General features: G+C 67.0%; 20 protein-coding genes. 9 read left to right on the forward strand and 11 right to left on the reverse strand.

Annotated elements, in window-relative coordinates; translation table 11 throughout:
* Nucleotides 1-26: 26 nt before the first annotated feature.
* Nucleotides 27-1301 (reverse strand): MFS transporter, encoded by a 1275-nt coding sequence (locus tag J9611_RS15305; protein ID WP_211881323.1) that lies wholly within the window; start codon nucleotides 1299-1301, stop codon nucleotides 27-29.
* Nucleotides 1302-1382: 81 nt separating this feature from the next.
* Here J9611_RS15305 and J9611_RS15310 point away from each other — a divergent pair, with 81 nt between their 5' ends.
* Nucleotides 1383-2330 carry a LysR family transcriptional regulator gene (locus J9611_RS15310; RefSeq protein WP_211881325.1) on the forward strand — a complete coding sequence of 316 codons (948 nt, stop codon included), beginning with the start codon at nucleotides 1383-1385 and terminating at the stop codon, nucleotides 2328-2330.
* 191 nt (nucleotides 2331-2521) lie between these two features.
* Here the strand turns inward: J9611_RS15310 and J9611_RS15315 are convergent, their stop codons facing one another.
* Nucleotides 2522-3805, reverse strand: a complete 1284-nt coding sequence (locus tag J9611_RS15315) for an SAM-dependent methyltransferase (RefSeq protein WP_211881327.1) — start codon at nucleotides 3803-3805, stop codon at nucleotides 2522-2524.
* Nucleotides 3806-4017: 212 nt separating this feature from the next.
* Here J9611_RS15315 and J9611_RS15320 point away from each other — a divergent pair, with 212 nt between their 5' ends.
* A complete protein-coding gene (locus J9611_RS15320; protein ID WP_211881329.1) occupies nucleotides 4018-4362 on the forward strand; it encodes a hypothetical protein in 345 nt (114 codons plus the stop codon).
* Nucleotides 4363-4378: 16 nt separating this feature from the next.
* Here J9611_RS15320 and J9611_RS15325 read toward each other — a convergent pair whose 3' ends face one another.
* Nucleotides 4379-5323, reverse strand: coding sequence for an alkaline phosphatase family protein (locus J9611_RS15325; RefSeq protein ID WP_307857124.1), 945 nt, complete (start codon nucleotides 5321-5323; stop codon nucleotides 4379-4381).
* A 468-nt stretch (nucleotides 5324-5791) separates the two neighbouring features.
* A complete protein-coding gene (gene ligD / locus J9611_RS15330) occupies nucleotides 5792-6814 on the reverse strand; it encodes a non-homologous end-joining DNA ligase (protein WP_211881332.1) in 1023 nt (340 codons plus the stop codon).
* Between the two features lie 152 nt (nucleotides 6815-6966).
* Here ligD and J9611_RS15335 point away from each other — a divergent pair, with 152 nt between their 5' ends.
* Nucleotides 6967-7335, forward strand: a complete 369-nt coding sequence (locus J9611_RS15335; RefSeq protein WP_211881334.1) for a hypothetical protein — start codon at nucleotides 6967-6969, stop codon at nucleotides 7333-7335.
* 82 nt (nucleotides 7336-7417) lie between these two features.
* Nucleotides 7418-9118 (forward strand): multicopper oxidase family protein, encoded by a 1701-nt coding sequence (locus tag J9611_RS15340; protein WP_211881336.1) that lies wholly within the window; start codon nucleotides 7418-7420, stop codon nucleotides 9116-9118.
* 21 nt (nucleotides 9119-9139) lie between these two features.
* Here J9611_RS15340 and J9611_RS15345 read toward each other — a convergent pair whose 3' ends face one another.
* A complete protein-coding gene (locus tag J9611_RS15345; RefSeq protein ID WP_211881338.1) occupies nucleotides 9140-10336 on the reverse strand; it encodes a macrolide family glycosyltransferase in 1197 nt (398 codons plus the stop codon).
* A 153-nt stretch (nucleotides 10337-10489) separates the two neighbouring features.
* Between J9611_RS15345 and J9611_RS15350 the strand changes: the two genes are divergently transcribed.
* Nucleotides 10490-10711: a hypothetical protein gene (locus J9611_RS15350; RefSeq protein WP_211881340.1), complete on the forward strand. Its 222-nt coding sequence runs from the start codon at nucleotides 10490-10492 to the stop codon at nucleotides 10709-10711.
* Nucleotides 10712-10759: 48 nt separating this feature from the next.
* Here the strand turns inward: J9611_RS15350 and J9611_RS15355 are convergent, their stop codons facing one another.
* Nucleotides 10760-11203, reverse strand: coding sequence for a hypothetical protein (locus J9611_RS15355; RefSeq protein ID WP_372447802.1), 444 nt, complete (start codon nucleotides 11201-11203; stop codon nucleotides 10760-10762).
* Nucleotides 11204-11213: 10 nt separating this feature from the next.
* Nucleotides 11214-13130 (reverse strand): primary-amine oxidase, encoded by a 1917-nt coding sequence (locus J9611_RS15360; protein ID WP_211881342.1) that lies wholly within the window; start codon nucleotides 13128-13130, stop codon nucleotides 11214-11216.
* 143 nt (nucleotides 13131-13273) lie between these two features.
* Between J9611_RS15360 and J9611_RS15365 the strand changes: the two genes are divergently transcribed.
* The 4 genes from J9611_RS15365 to J9611_RS15380 all read left to right on the forward strand — a co-directional run bounded on the left by J9611_RS15365 (nucleotide 13274) and on the right by J9611_RS15380 (nucleotide 18301).
* Nucleotides 13274-13885, forward strand: coding sequence for a TetR/AcrR family transcriptional regulator (locus tag J9611_RS15365; protein ID WP_211881344.1), 612 nt, complete (start codon nucleotides 13274-13276; stop codon nucleotides 13883-13885).
* A 175-nt stretch (nucleotides 13886-14060) separates the two neighbouring features.
* On the forward strand, nucleotides 14061-15029 hold the full coding sequence (locus J9611_RS15370; RefSeq protein WP_211881346.1) for an AraC-like ligand-binding domain-containing protein: 969 nt from the start codon (nucleotides 14061-14063) through the stop codon (nucleotides 15027-15029).
* 158 nt (nucleotides 15030-15187) lie between these two features.
* Entirely contained in the window at nucleotides 15188-16597 is a 1410-nt protein-coding gene (locus J9611_RS15375; RefSeq protein ID WP_211881348.1) for an aldehyde dehydrogenase family protein, read from the forward strand.
* 201 nt (nucleotides 16598-16798) lie between these two features.
* Complete coding sequence (locus tag J9611_RS15380; protein WP_211881350.1) at nucleotides 16799-18301, forward strand: APC family permease; 1503 nt, start codon at nucleotides 16799-16801, stop codon at nucleotides 18299-18301.
* Nucleotides 18302-18396: 95 nt separating this feature from the next.
* On the opposite strand, the gene J9611_RS15385 is transcribed toward J9611_RS15380, so the two are convergent.
* From J9611_RS15385 to J9611_RS15400, 4 genes are all read right to left on the reverse strand, one after another.
* The gene (locus J9611_RS15385) at nucleotides 18397-18699 is read right to left on the reverse strand and encodes a hypothetical protein (RefSeq protein ID WP_211881352.1); all 303 of its coding nucleotides are present in this window, start codon (nucleotides 18697-18699) and stop codon (nucleotides 18397-18399) included.
* 2 nt (nucleotides 18700-18701) lie between these two features.
* Nucleotides 18702-19496 carry an FAD-dependent oxidoreductase gene (locus tag J9611_RS15390; protein ID WP_211881353.1) on the reverse strand — a complete coding sequence of 265 codons (795 nt, stop codon included), beginning with the start codon at nucleotides 19494-19496 and terminating at the stop codon, nucleotides 18702-18704.
* 85 nt (nucleotides 19497-19581) lie between these two features.
* Nucleotides 19582-20595: an isopenicillin N synthase family dioxygenase gene (locus tag J9611_RS15395; protein WP_211881354.1), complete on the reverse strand. Its 1014-nt coding sequence runs from the start codon at nucleotides 20593-20595 to the stop codon at nucleotides 19582-19584.
* A 155-nt stretch (nucleotides 20596-20750) separates the two neighbouring features.
* Complete coding sequence (locus J9611_RS15400; protein WP_211881355.1) at nucleotides 20751-21122, reverse strand: hypothetical protein; 372 nt, start codon at nucleotides 21120-21122, stop codon at nucleotides 20751-20753.
* Between the last annotated feature and the right edge of the window lie 94 nt (nucleotides 21123-21216).

The raw sequence follows: 21216 nt of genomic DNA on the forward strand, positions 1-21216 counted from the left end.
GTGTGTTCTCCTTTGATTCGCCTGGTTCAGGGAAGCGGTGTGCCTTCCGGCCGGGAAGCGCCCCGGCCGTAGGTCCGGACCAGCGTCAGCGTCGTGATGGCTATCAGTACCATCATGACGCCGCCGAACATCACGACGGCCGGGACCAGCGGGATGGTCTGCATGATCAGCCCCAACAGTACGACGGGCAGCGCCATGCCGATATACCCGACGAGGAAGAGCCCGGCCAGCGCCTCTCCACGGGTGTCCGCAGCCGCAATTGTGATCACGGTTCCGATCGCGGATTTAAACGTGACGCCGACGCCCGCCCCGGCAACAATTCCGCCGGCGATCAGCAGCGGAAGGGAGGACAGGATGATGGCCACGGTGACGAGGACGAGGCCGGCAGCCAGCAGTGCCAGCCCGACGGCGAACTGCGCGGTGCGCGCCCAGCGTGAGGAGAGAACCTGGAAAGCCGCCGAGGAGGCGAAGACCACGAAGGCCACGGCACCCGCCACCACGTGGGATTTGTTCCCCAGCTGCCCGGCGACAAAGGACGGGGCCAGTGAGGTGAAGAACCCGAACATGGCGAACCCCACGAAGGCCATCATGGCCGCCGCCGCATACTGTCCGCGCGCAGCCCGGGGAACCACGACCCGCTGGGGCCGGTAGACCCACGATTCGTCGACGTTCTTGAGGGTTTCGGGGACTGTCACCACGAGCAGCAGCCCGATCAGCAGCAGGAGCGCGAAGGCGACATACGGGGTGTACAGCGGCAGGGGCCCGTATTCGGCCAGGAATCCGGTCAGGAGCGGCCCGAGGCCAAGGCCCCCGATGTTGGCGGCGGTGGAGATGACCTCCGCGCGCCGGGAGCCCGTGCCGGGGCGCGCTTCGCTGTTGAGTTCGGTCATATGCGCCGTGGCCGTGGCCGTGAGCATCCCGATGCCGAGCCCGCAGATGAACCGCGCCAGCAGCAGGCCCGGCAGATCGGGCCAGACCATGAAGATCAGCGCTGAAAGGACGTTCAGCAGGACGGCAGGGGCGATGATCCGGCGGCGGCCGAACCGGTCCGAAATATGGCCTGCCAGGAACAGGCTGGCCACCACCCCGACGGCGTACGCGGCGAAGATGACCGTGATGGTGAACGCGCTGAACCCTTCCCTCTGCTGGTACAGGACATACAGCGGGGCGGGGGCGGCTGCGAAGGCCATGGTGATCATGAAGACGAAGGTGACGATCCAGAATCCGCGCCCGTGCCGGCGTTGGTGTGCTTGCTTTGTCGCTGTGGCCGCAGGGGCGGCGGCCGTTGAAGTGTTAATCATTCCTCCAGTATCGGACCCTCCCGAAATCGCGTCCAACGTTCATTCACGGTCGAATTCATCGCCATCGGCGATAATACTTTGATGCAGATTTCCCAGATTGAATACTTCGTGGCGGTTGCGGAGGCTCTCAGTTTCACCAGGGGCGCCGAGCGCGTCCACATCGTGCAGTCCGCCGTCTCGGCCGGAATCCGGCAGCTGGAACGCGAACTGGGGGCCGAGCTTTTCGTCCGCCACGGACGGACCATCCGGCTCGCGCCGGCCGGCGAGGCGCTGCTTCCGCGGGCGCACCGGATCCTGGCGGACATCCAGGCGGCGCGGGACGCCGTCGACGCCGTCCGCGGGACGGTGCGGGGGACGGTGGCCCTGGGCACGCTCGCCCACGCGGGCTCCATTGACGTGCTCAAGATCCTGCAGGCGGTCCGCCGGGACTACCCGGACATCGTCGTCAAGCTCCGGCAGACCGTGCAGGGAACGCGCAGCAGCCTGGCGGATGTGCGCTCCGGCGCGCTTGACCTGGCGCTGGTGTCCGTATCCGGGGAGGCCGCGGCAGGGATTGAACTGCACGCGCTGCATGCAGAGGAAATCGCCTTCGTCTGCTCAGACCATCACCGCTTGGCAAAACGGAAACGCGTCGTCCTTTCAGAGATCGCTGATGAGCGCTTCATTGATTTTCCCGAAGGCTGGGGCAACCGTTCCACCGTGGACGGCGCCTTCACCGCGGCCGGGCTGAACCGGACGGTCCAGGCCGAGGTCGTTTCCTTCGGCATGGCCCTTGAGCTGGTCAGGCAGGACCTCGGCGTCGCCTTCCTGCCGGAGTCCGCACTGCAGGAGTCCGAACTGCAGGAGTCCGCGCTGCAGGACGACGGCGTGCCGGGCCTGTGGACCATCCGCACGCCGCTGGTCTGGCGGATCCAGCTGGCCCGCTCGGCCGAACGGCAGGCCACGGCGGCCGAACACGTCCTGATCCGCAAGTTCCAGGAAGCCGGACGGCCGGATGCATCCCCGGCCCCGGGAGGGCCCGCTATTTGACGACGCCGACGGCTTGCCGTGGCCGAACCGCCCGCCCTGGCGGGCGACGGTGCAGAAGTCCACCTCGAAGGACTTTCCGGTGGGCGGCGACGCCATGGGTGGGTGGCTGTCCGCCGGGCCAGCTCACCACGGTGTCCTCCTTGTGCCTGCTCGCGAAGGTGTCCCAGTCCCGGGCGTTCCACGCATCGGCCTCAGAACCAGGCGGTGCGGCGCAGCGGCGGCTCGCTGCCGCCTGGGCGTTGCACGAGAACCTGGTTCACGCCCGTCAGTCCGGTCTCGAAGCCCAGCGCGCTGGCGGCCATGTAGAGCCGCCACACCCTGGCCCGCCCGCCGCCGGACGCCGCCGCCGCTTCATCCCAGTGATCCTCCAGGTTACGCACCCAGGCCCGGAGGGTCAGTGCATAGTGCCTGCGCAAGGCTTCGACGTCGAGCACTTCCAGGCCGCCGGATTCGAGGGCGCCGACCATCTCGGCGAGGCTGAGCATCTCGCCGTCCGGAAACACGTAGCGGGGAATGAACGAGTCAGGGTCCGGGGCCGTGGGTCCGGCGTTCCAGGAGATCGCGTGGTTCAGCAGCCGGCCGCCGGGACGCAGCAGCCCGTGCAGTTGGGAGACGTACCGGTTGATCTGCTCGCGGCCCACGTGCTCGGACATGCCGATGGAGCTGATCGCATCGAACGGTCCGTCGTCGACGTCGCGGTAGTCCTGCACCCGGATCTCCACGCGGTCCGTCAGCCCGGCGTCGGCCGCCCGCTTGCGGGCCACCGCCGCCTGTTCGGTGGAAAGCGTGACGCCCACGACGTCGACCCCATAGTTCTGTGCGGCGTGCAGGGCGAAGCTGCCCCAGCCGCAGCCGACGTCCAGGACGCGCATGCCCGGCTTGAGGCCCAGCTTGCGGCAGACCAGATCGAGCTTGGCCTCCTGGGCGGCCTCCAGTCCGGTGTTTTCGTCTTCCCAGACCGCACAGGAATAGACCATCGAGGGGCCGAGGACGATCGCGTAGAAGTCATTGCCGACGTCGTAGTGGTGTGAGATTGCCGCGGCGTCCCGGCCTTTGGAATGGCGCCGGCCGTGACGGGCGACGCGGGCTTCCTCCGGCGGAGGTGCCGGGTTGGGCCCGAGGGCGCCCAGCCGGACGGCGGTGGTGAGCAGGGTCCGAAGCTCACGCGCCGTGAGCGGCCGGAAGGGGCCGGGCTCGGCGAACTTGCCGGCGGAACTCAGGGCCGCGAAGGCCGCGAAGATGTCCCCGGGAGCATCGATCTCCCCGGCCACGTAGGCGCGGCTCAGCCCGAGTTGCCCCGGCGACCAAAGGATCCGGCGCAGCGCCCGCCGGGAGCGGAACTCGATCTTCGGGGCGTCGGCGGGGCCGGCTTCAGAACCGTCCCAGGCACGCAGCCGCAGCGGGATCTCCTGGGTTCCCAGGACGACCGCCAGCGCTTCGGCCAGCCGAGATGCCGCCCCCGTGGTTTTCGTCATATTCATTGCCTCTCTTCCGGCACCGCAGACAGGGCAGGAAGCGCCCGACGCTTCCCTTGCTCCAATCTATTGGCCAACACGTGCTATTGGCCAACACGTGCTTCCGACAGGGTCCAAGTCCGACAGATTCTTCGGCCGCTGTGGAAGCCGCGGTCCGTTCGAGGCTGTGACGGCTCTGGCGCTCCCTGCGCCGGATGTCTATCGTGATGGCTATGGCTGAGGAATTTGCGTCCCTCGTGGAGGCGTTCAAAAACGTGGGAGTGTCCAGGGCTTACGGCGCCGCCGTGCAGATCGCCGGTGAAGAGATCATCCCGGTGGCGTTGGTGACCTTTGGCTTCGGTGGCGGCTCCAGTCCTGACGACGGCAGCGGCGGTGAGGCTGCTGCCGGCGGAGGAGGAGGCGGCGGCTGCGTGCTTCCGCTGGGCGTCTATGGGCCGGGCAAGGACGGCCATGTGGTGTTCCGGCCCAATACCGTGGCGGTCCTGGCCGGGCTGGTCCCGCTGGCGTGCGCCCTGGGGTTCGCTGTGCGCGGGGTCGTCCGCGCCGTCAAGGCTTAGCGGGTACTGCGTGGCCCTACCGGGACCGGGCGTTGAAGACGTCCGCGCCGAAGCTGTTCAATCCCGGCGCCCCGGCGTAGCCGAGCCGGGGCAGCGAGAAGATGTCCTCGATGCTGGCCAGCAGACTGAAATGGTTGTACGGCTTGTCCGAAGACGATCCCCCCTGGGTAAAGGGCGAGATCACCAGGGCACCGATCCTGCCCCCGGCTGTGCCGCCGGGCACCATCCCGGAGGGCCCGGTCTTATTGCCTTCAGCCTCGTCGAACGTGATGACCAGCATGCCGTCCTGCCTGAAGGCCGGGGAGTCAAGGATGGCCGGAACCTGCTGCCGGAGCCAGGCATCGGCGCTTTCCAGACCGCCCGGGCTTCCGTCGACGCACGGACTGTCGTGGCCGTCGTTGCACAAATTGGGCGTGATGTAGGACAGGTTCGGCGTGGTCCCGGTGGACTGCAGATCACCGGCGAGCGCGGTGAGATCAACAACGTTGCTGTGGCATTCCGGGGACGAGGTGATCGCCGCAAAATAGACGAAGGGATTGTGGCGGGTGGCGTACTGGTCCCCCACTTGGGCGCCCTGATGATCATCCTTGGCACCCGGCTCCGGATGCTGGCAGGGGGTCTGCATGTCCTCCATGTAGCCTTTCCAGGTTTTACCAGCCGCGCTGAGCTGACCGGCGACGGTGGGAACCGAGGACGGATAAACGCAGCCGGTACCCTGGACCTGGCCGGGGGAAGTGGCCCCGGTCTGCTCGAACAGGGCATACCTCGGGCAGTCGCTGCGGGTCATCGGATTCGACGCCTGCCCCGAAATCTGGGCCAGATAGTTGGGGTTCGAGTTATGCGCGATCCCGTAATACTCGGAGAGCAGCACCCCCTTGGCGCGCAGCGTCTCTGACAGGTACGGGGCCGCGGATCCGGCACCCCAGACCCTCTCGTAGCCCTTGTTCTCGAGGTTGATCACGAACACATGCCCCGGCTTCCCGGACCCCTGCGTTGAACCCGGAGACTCCGCTCCGGCAGAAGCGCCGCCGTCGGGATTGCGGGAACTCGGCGCTGCCGTCGCCGGGCCGGGGCCGGGCGTCTGCGTTGCGGAGCCTGTGCCAGGCGAGGGGCCACCGCCGGGCGGTGTCGAATCGCACGCCGTGGCCACCAGTGTGAGGACCGCGGCAAGAATCAGCCACGTGGCACGTGCCGCGGGCTTCCTGTTCAGAGTTACTGCGACATTCCGGCTCATCATTTCCAGCCTTCCCTCGCCCGATCCGCCGATCGCCCGATCCGCCCGATCCGCTGGGACGGGCATCCCCAGTACTGGAACCATTCCACGCGCGGATCGGGATTGCCCCCATAGTCCCTTGGTAATCCCTGTGAATGCCGCCGTCTGCTGGTTCAACGGCAGCGGCTGCCCGGGGTGTAGCCGGCAGGGCGTCCGCTAGTCCTTGCTGCGTGCCCGGCTGGGCTGCACCCGGGACGGTTCGCCCGGCATCTTCGGGAAGTCCGGCGGGAAGGGAAGCTCTCCCAGCCCTGCCGCGAGGTCCCGCTCCCACCATCCGAGGAGTGCATCGATGGTGCCCGCGCTGGAATGCATCGCCGCCCAGGGATCACCGGTGTCCTTGAGCCGCGCCGGCACGGTGAGAACGGTGAAATCATCGGGGTTGGCTCCCGCCAGCTCGTCCCAGCCGATCGGGCAGGAGACGGTGGCGTTCGGCAGGGCGCGGGGGCTGTAGGCCCCCGCGATGGTGCGGTCGCGGTTCGCCTGGTTGAAGTCGACAAAGACCCGGGTTCCGCGTTCCTCCTTCCACCAGGCCGTGGTGACCTTTTCGGGCATCCGCCGTTCCAGTTCGCGTGCCGCCGCGATCACGGCGTGCCGCACCTCAAGGAACTCGCGGGTGGCCTCAATGGGGGCAAAAACGTGCAGCCCGCGGCTTCCGGAGGTCTTGATATAGGCGGTCAGGCCGGCCTCGGCGAGGACGGACCGCAGCTCCAGGGCGGCGGGGACGGCCTCCGCGAACCCGGTGCCGGGCTGCGGGTCAAGGTCGATCCGGAGCTGGTCGGGGTTGTCCGGGTTACCGGCCCTGGACGCCCACGGGTGGAACACCACGGTGTTCATCTGCACCGCCCACACGGCGGCCGCGACCTCGTCCATGACCAGCTGGGGATGCGAGCGTCCGCTCGGGTAGACGACGGTCACCGAGCGGACGAAGTCCGGGGCGCCCTTGGGCGGATTCTTTGAGAAGAACTGTTCGCCGTCGACGGTGTCCGAGAACCTCTGCAGCGTCACCGGCCGGTCGCCGTTCGCCGCCAGGAAGGCGTCCCCGACGTCGACGATGTAGCGGGCAAGGTCCAGTTTGCTCACGCCCAGCTTGGGCCAGAGCACCCTGCCGGGACTCGATAGCCGCAGTTCCCGGGCGCCCTGCGGACTGTTGACGGTGACCGTGGCTTCTTCCCTGACCATGGGGACAAGCTACCCCCGGAGCGGCCGCAACCCAATAGCCCGGACCTGCGCATCAAGGTGTTTCTCCGTTCTGCCGACTGTAAAGGTTTCCCCAAGCTCGGGAGCGCACCATTCCTGACAGGGATACCGGGACCAGCGCACGGAGGTGCTTCATGAAATCCAGTCTTGCAGTCTGTCTCGGCGGGATCCTGTTGCTGACAGGATGCGCCTCGACCACCGACAGCCCCAGCCCCACCCCGACCGCGACGGTCACCGTCACCGCATCCGCCCCGCCGTCGGCGGTGACCTTTGACCCGCAGACCAGCGGCAAGGTCCTCGCGGACAGGATCATGGCCCGGGCCAAGCCTAAGGATGCCGGGACCACCATATCCTCAGTGGAGTGCAAGAACTTTCCGGATATCAAGATAGCCACCCATACCGACTGCCAGATGGTCGTCAACGGCGTCAAGCGGGGGTACCAGGCGACCTTCACGCAGCGTGACGGCCACTACGAGATCAAGGCACAAGACCTGACGTGGTGAGCGGGCCTGCCCGCGGGCAGTTTCGGCCTGTTCCCGCACCCGGCACCACAGCCCGGACCCCGCACCCCATTGAGGAGAGGTCATGACGTCTCGCAGGGAAGTTCTTCAGGTGGGCGCGCTGGGCGCCTTCAGCATGGTGGGAGTAAAGACTTCAGGCGCCGGCCTGGTGCCCGCGGCCCCCTCCCCCATTACCTCCAGTCAGCTGGCTCCCCGGAACACGCCGGTTCCCTATCGGGGAATATTCCGCCGCCCGCCGGAACTCGTACCGTTTGCCACGGGCTTCGACGACGGCGACCGTGCGCGCCCCTTTGAGCGGTATGCCCTCACCCAAAAGCTCGGCCAGGCGCAGTTTGTGCCCGGGCTGATGACGACCCTGGCCGGCTATAACGGCATCTTTCCGGGCCCGACCATCCGGGCCACCCAAGGCACGCGGATCGAAGTCCGGATCCGGAATGCCTTCCCGGGATCCGGCCTGCTTTTTCCCGGCCCCATCAACACCGTCACCCACCTGCACGGCTCGGCCTCGCTGCCCCAATACGACGGCTACGCCAACGACATCACCGTTCCGGGAAATGTCAAAAACTACCACTACCCCAACTGGCAGACGGCACGGACGCTCTGGTACCACGACCACAAGCACCACATCACGGCCCAGAACGTTTACTCCGGCCTCGCCGGGTCCTATCCGCTCTCCGACAGGTTCGAACGCGCCCAGCTGCCCCAGGGCGAGTTTGACGTGCCGCTGATGCTTTCGGACGCCTTGTTCAACGCCGACGGCTCGCTCGGATTCAACGACAACGACCAGAAGGGGCTCTGGGGCGACATCATCATGGTCAACGGCGTGCCGTGGCCCACCATGAAGGTCAAGCCGCGGATCTACCGTTTCCGGGTGCTCGTGGCCTCCATTTCACGTTCCTACCGCCCGACGCTGTCGACCGGGGATCCCGTCTACGTCGTCGGAACCGACGCCGGCATGGTGCCGACAGTCCAGGCGGTGAAATCCTGGCGGCAGGGCACCGCGGAGCGCTACGAGATCCTGATCGACTTCCGGCACTACAATCCCGGGCAGATGATCGAGCTGCGGAACCTCAGCAACAAAAACAACATCGACTTCGCCAACACCGACAAAATCATGCAGTTCAAGGTCGTCCCGGACCCCGGTACTGGAGCCGGATCCATCTCCAGCATCCCCGCCACGCTGGACGACGGCGGGACGCCGAATCCGGCCCAAGGCGGCATCTCCACGATGGCCCTGACCCCCGGCCTGGTCGTGGCCAAACGGGATCTCAGGTTCAGGCGGGACCACGGCGAATGGACCATCAACGGCGTCCGCTGGGACGACGTCGAGAAGTCCGGTTTTACCAAACTGTTTGGCAACCCACGGCCCTTTGCCGTTGAGCAATGGACCATCACGAACGAATCCGGCGGCTGGTTCCACCCAGTCCACATCCATGTCGTCGACGCCAAAATCATCGCCCGCAACACCAACGGCGGCAAGCCGTTCGCATGGGAGAAGGGCCCCAAGGACGTCTTCTACGCGGGCGAAAACGAGTCCATCACCGCGCTCATGCAGTTCAACACCGGGCCCGACACCGGAGGAGGCGGACGCTACATGATCCACTGCCACAACCTGGTGCACGAGGACCACGACATGATGGTGCAGTTCTCGATAGGTGATCTGCGGAAGAACGACCCGATCACCACTGACCCGCCCATCCGTGACCCCCTGCCCGCGGACCATTTCCGTCCGGTGTACCGCCCCGGATTCCCGGCCGGGACCTGACGCCGAGGGTGTTGCAGTTCCTTAATCAACACCGCGGCCCTCCAGCTGGGCTTCGATGGCGGTGGCGGCGGCAGTGGCCCCTCCTGCGCTGCGGACGGTCCTGCCCATGGCCGCGACCTTCTCCCGGATCCCACGATTGGCGCTGACCTCGGCAACAGCGCGCAAAAGGTCCGGCGCAGTCACATCCGCGGCCGTCAGCCGGCGGCCCAGGCCAAGTTCCTCCAGCCGGCGGGCCGTGGCCTCCTGCTCGGGCTGCTGCGGGACGGCCACCAGCGGGACGCCGAAATAGAGAGCTTCCATGGTCGAGTTCATGCCGGCGTGCGTGAGGAAGACATCCGCCTGGCGGAGCACCTGAAGCTGCGGAAAAAACGGCTGGATCCGGATATTGGCGGGAATCGGCCCGAGCGAGCCGCGGTCCGTCTGTTCTCCGATGGCCATCGCGACGTCCCACTGGCTGTGGCCGAACGCATCCAGGCACAGCCGGAAGAAGTCCGGGCGGCGGTTCAAGGGGGTGGTCCCCAGTGAAATGAACAGCAGGGGACGAGGCCCCTCGTGCGTCCACGCCGGGCCGGATTCCCGCCGGCCGACGCAGGGACCCACAAACTGGAACCGTTCATCGAACGTCCCGCCCATGGGCTGGAACTCACGGGGAATGAAGACGATATTGAACGGCGCGGGCGGTCCGTCGAAGATCCGGGGCGTCTTTACCCCTTGTCCGGCTGCGAACTCAGCGACCAGGCGGGCCGCCGTCGTCCATGCCTCTTTCATCTCCGGGGGCGGCGCGGCGGGAAGCGCCCTGAACGAGAAGTGTTCGTTGGTGGCATAGGTGGGCATGAGTGCGATCGCAGGGACACCGATCTTCTCCGCCGCCATGCTGCCGCTGAGGGTCATCGCATCGAAGCAGACGGCGTCGGGCGGGTCCTCCCGGAGATGTTCGACCAGGGCCGGAAAGCTGCCCCGAAGGTCCTCGAACACCCGCTGCATCAGCGGAAGCAGCTGCGGCCCCCGGCCCGGTTGGCCGGGGCCCGGAACCGGCAACCAGGCCATCCAGTCCTCCCCGGAGGCGCGAAAAACCGCCCCGGCGTCCTCGATCCGCGGCGCGAAGCCGGCGGCGGTGAAATAGGTGACCCGGTGGCCGCGGCGAACCAGCTCGGACACTACGGCCAGGGTCGGATTCACGTGGCCTGCGGCGGGAATCGACACGAAGGATAAATGCATGACGGTCACTCCTCGTCCCCTCGCTGACACCGGATCAGCGGCGTTTCACTTCATGATGCGCCTGCAACCCGGATGCCGCGACCCCGTTCCTTTTTAAGGACACCGCCACGCGGCCTGTTCCCAGGACCGGACCAAGCGTGAAGAATGGCATCCATGACTGCAACATATGACGCGTCCCGGCCCGTTACCTCCGACGCCGCGGAGGCCATCGCAGCGGCGGTCCGGGAGGCCACCGAGGAACTGCGCGACACGCTGCACCGGCACGGGATCGACGCCACCTTTGACGACATTGCCCTGCTGGGACACTCGGAGTCCTGGGACGGCGAGGGACAGCGCTGGGTCCAGGTCAGCTGGGACGGTGAAGGCAAGGGCTAGCACGGACGGCCGGCTTCCCGGAATCACCGTGGCCGCCGTCAGCATCCGTCAGCGTCCGGCCACAACGCCCCGGCGGCGGAGCCGGGCCAGCAGCGTCGCGGCGAGGAGCGCCGTCGCGATTTCCAGGGCGATGACCGCCAGCGAGGCTTCGGCAACGGACGTTTCACTTCCGGCGGCAGCCCGGGCGGATGTTCCATGGCTGTGACCGGCCGACCCTGCTGACAGCAGCAGGAATGCGTGCAGGACAGCCATTGCCAGGGCCGAGGCCATGACCTTATGGACCGCGCTGGCGCGGGGGTGCCGCCAGATGTGCAGGGAACAGGGCACGCACACTGCCACCATGGCGAGCATCAACACACCCAGCCAAGGGCCATGGCGGTTCTCCGCGGCCAGCCACAGGTGCGCCGCACACGACGCGGCGGTCACGGTGGCGCACATCCGGGAGTGGAGGACGGGGCCGGCCGCCCGGGCCCGTGCCGGGATCGTCTTCACGTGCGCTCAGCTATGCATGGCAGTGGCCGCCGGCGGCCTTGGTCGAGGCCGGCACGTCCAGCACGGGGCTGCGGTCAAAGAACCCGTCCGGGCGCAGCTTGAACCCCACGGTGTCGACGGGCATGATGGGCCAATCCTCCGTCCGCGGGAAATGGGTCAGCCCGAAGGTGTGCCAGAGAACGATGTCCTGGCCGTCGATGTCACGGTCCTGCGCCACGTACGCCGGCAGCCCGGCTCCCCCTGGATGCTGGTTCACGAAGTCGCCCGTGGGGTACCGCTCGTCGTCGGCAAAGCGGGTGACCCACAAGTCCCTGGTCGCAAAGGCCGCCCTGCGGGCGATGGAGGATTCCGGGTCCGCCAGCAGGGTGGGCTGGCCCTGGGCGTGGAGCTTGTAGCCCACGGGCTCGCCGAGGCGGTTCCTGGACTCCGGGTTGGAGATGACCCACGTCCGTCCGCTGCGGGCGTCAGCCTCGCGGACGCCGTCGGACTCCCGGGCCAGGACGGTGCGTTTCCGGGAGAACGCGTTGCCGCGCTCGTTGCCTTCGCCCATCGCCTGGCGGACCACGTCCTCCTCCTCGACGCGGTTGGTGAACCCGTCGATCGTCATGTCCAGCCGGGCGCTGAAGAGGTGCTGGTGGTAGGGCGCGCCGAGGCCGGGAGCCAGCTGGGAGATGTTCGCCGAGCCGCCGTCGGGGAAGGCGCTGGTGAACACGACGCCGGTGGCCTTGGCCTCGAACTCGATGGTGCCGTCGAGGTAGAGGTACCAGTAGAAGCCGTAGTCGTAGTTGCCGATGGTGGTGAAGAAGGAGATCACCAGCCGGCGGTTCCGGCGGGTGTAGCTGATCCCGGACCAGAGGTCGCTGTGCTTGGCCAGGATTCCCCAGTCCTCCTCGTGCATGCAGATGCCGTTCCGGATCTCCCGGGGGTTGCCGAAGGCGTCGCTGATGACCGGGCTCAGGTACGTGATGTCTCCCAGGCAGTCGCAGCCGAGTTCCAGGGAGTTGGCGTACTGCCCCACGAGGTACTCGCCGGTGTCGAAGTAGTTCTGCCACGACCGGATCGGCGACGGATCCCCATAAGGGACCACCATCTCGGCGATCGACGCCCGGCTGATGATCGGCCGCAGCCGGTCACCGTCCTGGAAGGCGATATTGTGCAGCACCACGCCTTCGCGGGCGTCGAAGCCGACGTCGACGCTCCACTTCTCCCACTCCACATGGTTCCCGCCCGTGACGGTGAAACTGGGCCCCTCCGGCTGGGTGATGCTGATGGGCTTCTGCGTGGTCCGCAGCGGCCCCGTCAGCTGCGGGTCTGTGTAGTTGCCGTGTTCGGCGGGAACCGGGACGGCCCCCAGATCGATAACCTGGTCCACCGTCTTGCTGACGACGTCGACATAGGCGACGAGCCCGTCGACAGGGTGCGCCCAGGCGCTGTCTTCCGGGAAGTCCTGGACGAACGCCAGTCCCCGGAGGATCCGGCGCCCCTTCTCCTCGGGGTATTCGAAGACGCCGGCGGACAGGGGCGCGACGCGGACCTTGGCGACGTCCAGGTTGCGGGCCGCGAGCGCCTTGAGCCATTCGGGGTGGGTTGCGAGTATCGACTCCACCACCTCGAACTCCTCCTCCAGAACGGGCAGTTCGCCGGTGATGGCAGTGTCCAGCTCGACGGCGGTTTCCACGGTGCCGTTGGTCACCGAAACCACCGCGTCCTTGGGGGCCGCACCGGCCACGTCGTGCAGGAACACGCGGAAGCGGCGGTTCACCGGTGCTTCCTCTTGTCCGCGGGGCGGGTCCAGCAGGCCCAGGTAGGCGATGCGAGCAGACTCCCCCAGCAGCCCGGCGGCCCGCAGGATGTCCCGAACCTCGGTAATTTCTGCGGCGGAGGCCAGCGAATGGGCGGCGGTGTCGACGTCGATGGCGGCTGTCATGGCAACTCTTTCCGTGGGTGGGCGGCCGCGGCCCGGCAGCCCAGGTTTTTATTCTATGCTTGTAGATAATACCTGCACGTAAGATGCATCACAAGGGGCCAGCCCCTATCGCCTGGCCCGCGCGGCCCGTTTGGAGAGTTTGAGTGCCAAAGATTGTCAACCACGACCAGCGACGCCTTGAGCTGGTGGATGCCACGTGGCGCATCATTGCCCGGCATGGGATTGAGGGCGCCACCATGCGCGAGATCGCCACAGAGGCCGGCTTTGCCAATGGTGCCCTGAAACCCTACTTCCCCACGAAGGACCACCTCATCACCTTTGCGTTCGGGCACGTCTTCAACCGGACAAACCAACGCATCGCCGACACCTCGGCCGGCAAGGTGGGGATGGAGGCGCTGCGCGCCTTTTGCCAGGAGGTGCTGCCGCTGGACGAGGACCGCATCAACGAGGCCCGCATCGTCATCCCTTTCTGGCAGAAGGCCCTCACCGACCCCGTCAAGGCCGAGCTGCATGAGACCTCAATGAACCAGTGGCGCTCCGCCCTGGAGGGACATCTGCGCCGGGCGCGGGACCGGGGCGAAGTCACGGTCCCAACGCGGGATGAGGACATCGTCAACCAGCTGATGAGCATGCTCCTGGGGGCCCAGATCGTCGCCGCCATGTCTCCCGGGGAACATTTGCCTGCCCAATTGAGCGCCCAGCTTGACGCTTACCTGCTGCTCCTGAACCCGGCCGCGCAAGGCACCCGGCCCTGACCCTCCATTTTATTCGCCAGCGGTTGAAAATAAGTGACAGCCGGCACATGGGCCGCTACAGTTGTGGAAAGTGTTGTCCGCCACAGCCCCCCCTTCGTGCCACCGCGGCGCAGGGCATCCTACGGCGGCCAGCAGACTCCCGCCGACACCGGCCTGCACCACTAAGGGACCTCGAATGCCCGTCACCGCCGCACGCGAAACCGCCGACGCCGTCCAAACCGCCGTCGCCCATTCCTTCTCCGCGTGGCACGATCTCATTTCCGAATCCTTCGTGCCGTTGCATGTGCGCTCCAGCAACCCCGAGAAATTTCACGGCCGGCTGCGCTCCCGGCTCCTGGATGAGCTGTCCATCATCGAGGTCACGGCCACCGGCCACAGCGTGCACCGTACGCCATCACTCATCGCCCGTTCGGACCGTCCTTATTTCAAGCTCAACCTGCAACTGGCCGACACCGGGCTCCTGCTCCAGGACAACCGCGAGGCCGTGCTGCAGCCAGGCGACCTTGCCGTGTACGACACCAGCCGCCCCTACACGGTGGCCTTCGAGTCCGATTGCCGCACGCTGGTGCTGATGTTCCCCCACGACGCCCTTGACCTGCCGGCCGGTTCAGTGGGCCGGCTGACGGCCACGCGGATGGCCGCCGACAAGGGGCTCGGGCGGATGATCAGCCCCTTCATGACCCAGCTGGCGGAAAATCTCGAGGTGCTCTCCGGCCCCAGCGGGCACCGGCTGGCCCACAACACCGTGGACCTGCTGAGCACCATGTTTGCCGCGGAGCTGGACCAGGCCCAGGACAGCCCCGAGCGCCCGCACGAGGAACTCCTGGGCGGAATCCGCCGTTTCATCGAGGCAAACCTGGCCGACCCCGGGTTGTCCCCGGCAAGCATCGCGGCCGCGCACTTCATCTCCACGCGGCACCTGCACAATGTTTTCCAGGAGGCAGGAACCACGGTGGCCCACTGGATCCGCACGCGGAGGCTGGAGAATTGCCGGCGCGAGCTGCGGGACCCCCTGCTGGCGCACCGCCCGGTCAGTGCCATCGCCGCCCGGTGGGGCCTCGTGGACGCGGCGCACTTTAGCCGCATCTTCCGCTCCGCCTTCGGCGAGCCCCCCAGCACATATCGCCGCCCCGCCTGGGCCTGAACAGCCCGGCGCACCGCAGCAGTGGTTGTTCGCCTTCGGTCAACAGGCCTTCGCTAAATGACAAGACGGGGCGCTGGCGGTCAATGAAACTTGAGGCATCAAAGAATCACAACATTGCCCCACTGGCTTTGCACCTACCGACTCGAAGCGGAGTTTTCATGGAAACGTTCACTGACCTTCTCACGGCGATCACACCGGTCGCCGGCGAAACCCGGACCATATTCGACCCCGCCACGGGGGAAGCGGTGGGCGAGGCGCCGGTTCACGATCTTGGGGACCTGGAGCGTGCCATCGCTGCCGCCACCGCCGCCCAGCCGGCATGGGCGGCCCTCGGTCATGAGGGGCGGAGTGCGGCCCTGCTCAAGGCGGCCGACGCCGTCGACCACTCTGCTGAGGAGCTCGCCCGGCTGCTCTCCCGCGAGCAGGGGAAGCCGCTCAACGGCCCCAACGCCCGCTTCGAGGTCGGCGCCTGCGCCGCCTGGCTGCGCGCCGCCGCCGCCACCGAGCTGGCCGCCGAGACGTTGGTGGACGACGGTGAAACCCACGCCGAAATCCACTACCGGCCCATCGGCGTCGTCGGCGCGATCGGCCCGTGGAACTGGCCCATGATGATCACGGTCTGGCAGATCGCCCCGGCCCTGCGCATGGGCAATGCCGTGGTCGTCAAGCCGTCCGAATACACCCCCCTCAGCGTCCTTGCCCTGGTCCAGGTGCTGAACCAGGAACTTCCCGAGGGCCTGCTCCCGGTGGTCTGCGGCGGCCGGGACGTCGGCGCCCGCCTGGCCGAACATCCCGCGATCGGCAAGATCATGTTCACCGGATCCACGGCAACGGGGAAGGCCATCATCAAGTCCTCGGCCGGTACCGTCAAGCGCCTGACCCTTGAGCTCGGCGGCAACGACGCCGGGATCGTGCTCCCCGACGCCGAGCCCAAGGCCATCGCCGAGGACCTGTTCTGGGGTGCGTTCATCAACACCGGACAGACCTGCGCGGCCCTGAAGCGGCTCTACGTCCACGAGGACATCTACGACGATGTCTGCAAGGCCCTCACCACCGTCGCCGCCGCCATGCCCATGGGCATGGGCCTGGACGAGGCCAACGTGCTGGGCCCGCTGCAGAACAAGCAGCAGTTCGACATCGTGTCCCGGCTCGTGGACGCGGCCAAGGACTCCGGTGCGCGGGTGCTGGTGGGCGGCAACCCGGAGGCGGGGCAGCCCGGCTACTTCTACCCCGCCACGCTCGTGGCGGACATAGACAATGACAACCCGCTCGTGGCGGAGGAACAGTTCGGCCCGGCCCTGCCCATCATCCGGTACAGCACCGTCGACGAGGCGGTCGCCATGGCCAACGGCCTCGACGTCGGGCTCGGCGCCTCCGTCTGGTCCTCCGACAAGGACCTGGCCCGCAGCGTGGCGGCACGCATCCAGGCCGGCACCGTGTGGATCAACTCCCACGGCGGCGTGGACCCCCGCATTCCGTTCGGCGGGGTCAAGCAGTCCGGCTACGGGCTCGAATTCGGAGTCGAAGGCCTCAAGGCCCTCGGCGTGCCCCAGGTCATCAACGGCTAAGGGCTCCGACGGAGCGAGCAGAGACGGGGCCGTCGCCACACGTGTGGCAACGGCTCCCTCTGCATTTGGGACAACCTTGCCGGACTTGGTCCCCGTGGAAGTCCTGCACTGGTAGTCAATGACGGTGCCGCGAACAACAAGCTAAATGCTGTGAGCACTGACACACTCAAGACATCTTTATTCTCCCAATGGAGGTTTTTAATGTCACACGAACAAACCCTTCCGTCCACCGGCACCGCCGCAGGCAACGGGAGCAACAACGGCCTGAGCAAGCGCACGCTCGGCGTGCCCGCCCTGGTCTTCATGATCATCGCCGCCTCCGCCCCGTTGACGGTGGTGGCCGGCGGCATCCCCAGCAACTTCGCCGTGACCGGAAACGTCGGCATCCCGCTGTCATTCATCGTGCTCGGGGTCTGCCTGGCGCTCTTTGCCGTCGGCTACGCGGCCATGAGTGCGCACATCCGCAATGCCGGTGCGTTTTACGCCTACATCGCCCAGGGGCTCGGCCGTGCCACGGGGGTGGGCGCCGCGTGGGTGGCGTTGATCTCCTACAACGCGATGCAGATCGGAATCTACGGCCTATTCGGCTTTGCGTCGGCGTCCTTTGTCAACGGCAAGCTTGGGCTCGACGTCCCGTGGTGGCTGACCGCACTGGTGGGCTTCGTGATTGTCGGCTGGCTGGGGATCAACAAGGTCGACCTGTCGGCCAAGATCATCGGCGTCCTCGTGGGGCTGGAATTCCTGGCGGTCATCGTTTTCGACGTTGTCTCCTTTGCCGCCAGTCCGGAGGGTGTCAGCGGCGCCGGGCTGGCGCCGTCGAACTTGTTCACGGCCGGCGTCGGCGCAGCCCTGGCCTTTAGCATGGCGGCGTTCATGGGCTTTGAGTCCGCCGCCATCTACAGCGAGGAGGCCAAGGATCCCACCCGGTCCATCGCGCGGGCAACGTACATCGCCGTCGGCGTCATCTCACTTTTCTACGCCTTCTCCGGCTGGGCCATGACCGTCGGCACGGGCCCGAGCCAGATTGTGGCGAAGTCCCAGGAGTTTGGTCCGGACCTGCCGTTCGTCTTCCTCTCCGGCCACGGCGCCGTGATCGTCTCCGACATTGCGCAGCTCCTGTTCATCACCAGCCTGCTGGCCGCCCTGATCGCCTTCCACAATGCGGTGGCCCGGTACGTGTTCTCGCTGGGCCGTGAAAGCGTATTGCCGCGCGGCTTCGCCCGCGTCAACGCCCGGCACGCCCCGGTTGCCGGCTCGCTGACCCAGTCCGTGCTGGCCCTGGCCATGCTGGCCGTGTTTGCCATTGCCGGCGTCGGCTCCGAGTTGGGCGAGATGTACCCGGTCCTGACTTTCTTCACGTGGCTGACCAACACGGCGGCCTTCGGCCTGGTGCTGCTCCTGGTCCTCATCTCGGTGGCCGTCATCGGCTACTTCCGCAAGCACGCTGCCGGGTATTCCCTGTGGACCAGGGTGGTCGCGCCCGCCCTGGCGGCGCTGACGCTCGGGACCGTGTTCGTGCTGATCGTAGTCAATTTCAATGTCCTGATCGGCTCGGACGGCTTCTCCCCGCTTTCCTGGATCCTGCCGGCGCTGGTGGTGGTGCCCGGCATTGCCGGGCTGTTCTGGGGCCTGCGGCTGAAGAGGGACCGCCCTGACATCTACCGGGGCATCGGCTTTGGCGGCGCCCCGGACACGTCCGCCTGACCGGACGGACGCCTCGGTCACAGCTGCCCTGGGCGGCCCGGCTTCTGCCGGGCCGCCCAGGGCCATTGTTTCAAACATCAACGGCTGAGGTGCCTTCAGCCGGGGATATTGAGCATTTCGGCGTACCTGCCGGTCATCATGTCCTGTCCCTTGATCCGCGAGATGAGTTCGGTGCCGGCGATCTCGCCGCCGGGGAGCTGCCCGGAACCTCCTTCAGGCCCGAGCGGGAGGATGATGACGGGCGGCGCCGGGGTATAGCTGACGCGTTCGGCGTCTCCGGCGAGCCAGGAGCGGATATTGGCGGCGGCGATCTTCGCCTGGCTGCCTGCGATGCCGGCCTTGTTCGCGTCAATGGCTGCGATGTCCCCCACGGCGTAGACGTCCCTGGACCCTTCCACCGTCAGTTCCGGCGTGACCGACACGTACCCCCCGGGGTGCGCGCCGCGAGCAGGTCCCCGGCCAGGTAGCCGGTCTGCGGCGCAATGCCGTAGCAGCGGAACCAGATGTCGGCGTCGACGGCGGTGCCGGCCGCCGTCGAGACGGAGAACCGCCCCGGTTGCCCGGCGGCGATCTCCGGGAGCCCGGTGAGCGGGCTCCCCATCACCTGCTCCACCCCGAGGTCCCGCAGTTGCCGGTTGAGCTCATCCCGCAGCCGCTGGTCGTAGGGCCCGGGCAGGATCTGTTCGGCCTGGTCCACCAGGACGATCTCTTTGTCCAGCCAGGCCGCGGCGAATTCGCCGGCGAATTCGAGTCCCACCGCGCCGGCGCCCAGCAGCATGACGCGGCGGGCCCGCTCGAGATGTTCGTGGGCCGACCGATACTGCTTGAGCGCGTCCCTGGTGCTGTCCGTGTCACTTTTTGCCGGGAAGGGGTAGCTGGACCCGGTGGCCAGGACGATGATGTCCGGGGTCAGCCGCGTCCCGGAAGCAAGCTCGACGCTGCGTCCGTCAACCCTGACGGCCCGGTCGCGGACGACCCGGCCACGGGCGAGAAGATGGTCATAGGGCAGGAACATGCGGAGCAGGAATTCGGGCCGCACGACCGCCCGCAATGTCGCGATATTGTGCACGAATGCGTCTTTGGGCTCCACCAGGGTGACCGCGGCATGCTCATCGAGCGCCTTGGCCACGTTGATGCCGGCATACCCTCCGCCGATGATCGCGATCGAGGACTGCAGCGATGCTGGATCGTTCATGGACGTCCCTTTGCCAAATGCTGTTGAACGCCGGCACCAGAGAGTTACCGCCGGTCCTCCGGCGGGAATCCGCAGCGGACAGGCGTCAGCCGTTCATCAGGTCAGCGTGGTGGACCGCGACGACGTTCGGATGGGCCCGCAGCCGGTAGCGGAGGGCGTTGTCGCCGTAGGTCTCCAGGATCGGGCTGCTCGTCGGGTCCACGGACAGGCCGCGGGCCTTGGCTTGAAACTCCGGGCTCACCGCGAGCTGCGGCATGGTCGCGTCCAGCGCCGGATTGTAGAAGAACGGCAGCGAGACCCGGTCGGTGCCGCGAAGGGGCGAGATCACGCGGTGCAGGGTCGCCTTCAGGTAGCCGTTCGTGGCCAGTTCGAGCATCTCGCCGATGTTGACCACGAACGTTCCGGGGACCTGCGGTGCGTCGATCCACTTCCCCTGGTAGTCGACCTGGAGACCGCCCTTTCCGGGCTCCACCAGCAGCAGCGTCAGTACGCCGCCGTCGCGGTGGGAGCCGACACCCTGCTTGGGCTCCGGGTCGGACTCCCCCGGATACCGGACCACCTTCAGCAGAGGGAACGCGCGGTCGGCGAAAGCGGCGTCGAAGGTGTCCTCGGGCGCGCCAAGCGAGACCGCCACGGCCCGCAGGAGGGCGAGCGAGATGGCGCTCAGCCGTTCGGTCCACTCGGAGACAATCTTCCGCATCTCCGGCAGCGCTTCCGGCCACAGGTTGGGCCCCTCGAGGCGCCAGTAGTCCGCGACGCCGGGCCCCGGCTCCACAGCGTCACGCTCGACGCCGATGTCGATCTGCTCGCGCCAGTCCACAGCGCCGTCCGTGAGTTCGCCGCCGACCCTGGTGTAACCGCGGAACTGCCGGCTGTGGACGTTCTCGACCGCGAGCTTCTGGTCCTCGGGCAGCTCGAAGAAGCGGCGGGAGATGTCCAGCATGGCGTCCGTCAGTTCCGGCGGGACCCCATGGCCGGCCAGGTAGAAGAAACCGACCTCATGCATGGCGTTGCGCAACTCGTCACGGAATAAGGACGCCTCTTCCGGGCCGGCATTCAAACGGGAGAAGTCGAGCACAGGCAATGTTTCGAGTGGCAACGTCCATATTCCTTTTCGGTACCATTGGCAAGCTGAAGCCTTAATTAGCCTCAATGTTACGCACAGGTCTGCTGCGTTGGACATTAAAGTGTCGAAATAAGACATTTGGGCCGACCCGCGATCCGGTGGAAGCGTTGCTCCTGATGGAGGTGCGGTTATTGCTTGTCGGTCCGGGCCTTGCGAGCGGGATCGACCTTTCCGTCGGCGCCGTAGTCACCCTCGGAGTACCGGCCGATTTCCGACTCGGCGGTGCGGCCTGGAACCGCCCCGGCGTCGCCGTAGTCGGCCTTCACATACCGGCCGGCTTCCTCGGCCTTCTCGCCCAAGGGCTCAGGGAGGCCGCCCTCGCTGCCGGCCCTGCCGTAGTCGCCCTCGGCGTACTGGCCTTCCTCATCATCCGCGTGCCGGCCCCGCTCCCTGCCGGTCTTGCCGTAGTCGCCTTCGACATAGCGGCCGCGCAGTTCGGGATCTTCGGGTTCTTCCGGCCTTTCCTCCGCTGGCTCTTCAACGTTGCTGTCGGTCATCATCTTGCCTTTCCCACGACGAACTGATGCGTCTGTTTGGGCGCTCCTTAATTTTAGCGAGGCCGGATGCGACGCGACAGGGTACGGTTGGCGGGCA

The sequence above is a fragment of the Pseudarthrobacter albicanus genome, from assembly GCF_018224015.1.
Classification (GTDB): domain Bacteria; phylum Actinomycetota; class Actinomycetes; order Actinomycetales; family Micrococcaceae; genus Arthrobacter; species Arthrobacter albicanus.

Bases quoted from the DNA above. Each gene is read 5' to 3' on its own strand.
- J9611_RS15390 (WP_211881353.1), bottom strand. From the start codon at position 19,496: ATGAACGATCCAGCATCGCTGCAGTCCTCGATCGCGATCATCGGCGGA.
- J9611_RS15380 (WP_211881350.1), top strand. From the start codon at position 16,799: ATGTCACACGAACAAACCCTTCCGTCCACCGGCACCGCCGCAGGCAAC.
- ligD (WP_211881332.1), bottom strand. From the start codon at position 6,814: ATGGTCAGGGAAGAAGCCACGGTCACCGTCAACAGTCCGCAGGGCGCC.
- J9611_RS15315 (WP_211881327.1), bottom strand. From the start codon at position 3,805: ATGACGAAAACCACGGGGGCGGCATCTCGGCTGGCCGAAGCGCTGGCG.
- J9611_RS15360 (WP_211881342.1), bottom strand. From the start codon at position 13,130: ATGACAGCCGCCATCGACGTCGACACCGCCGCCCATTCGCTGGCCTCC.
- J9611_RS15340 (WP_211881336.1), top strand. From the start codon at position 7,418: ATGACGTCTCGCAGGGAAGTTCTTCAGGTGGGCGCGCTGGGCGCCTTC.
- J9611_RS15350 (WP_211881340.1), top strand. From the start codon at position 10,490: ATGACTGCAACATATGACGCGTCCCGGCCCGTTACCTCCGACGCCGCG.
- J9611_RS15375 (WP_211881348.1), top strand. From the start codon at position 15,188: ATGGAAACGTTCACTGACCTTCTCACGGCGATCACACCGGTCGCCGGC.
- J9611_RS15370 (WP_211881346.1), top strand. From the start codon at position 14,061: ATGCCCGTCACCGCCGCACGCGAAACCGCCGACGCCGTCCAAACCGCC.
- J9611_RS15305 (WP_211881323.1), bottom strand. From the start codon at position 1,301: ATGATTAACACTTCAACGGCCGCCGCCCCTGCGGCCACAGCGACAAAG.
- J9611_RS15335 (WP_211881334.1), top strand. From the start codon at position 6,967: ATGAAATCCAGTCTTGCAGTCTGTCTCGGCGGGATCCTGTTGCTGACA.
- J9611_RS15310 (WP_211881325.1), top strand. From the start codon at position 1,383: ATGCAGATTTCCCAGATTGAATACTTCGTGGCGGTTGCGGAGGCTCTC.
- J9611_RS15320 (WP_211881329.1), top strand. From the start codon at position 4,018: ATGGCTGAGGAATTTGCGTCCCTCGTGGAGGCGTTCAAAAACGTGGGA.
- J9611_RS15345 (WP_211881338.1), bottom strand. From the start codon at position 10,336: ATGCATTTATCCTTCGTGTCGATTCCCGCCGCAGGCCACGTGAATCCG.
- J9611_RS15400 (WP_211881355.1), bottom strand. From the start codon at position 21,122: ATGATGACCGACAGCAACGTTGAAGAGCCAGCGGAGGAAAGGCCGGAA.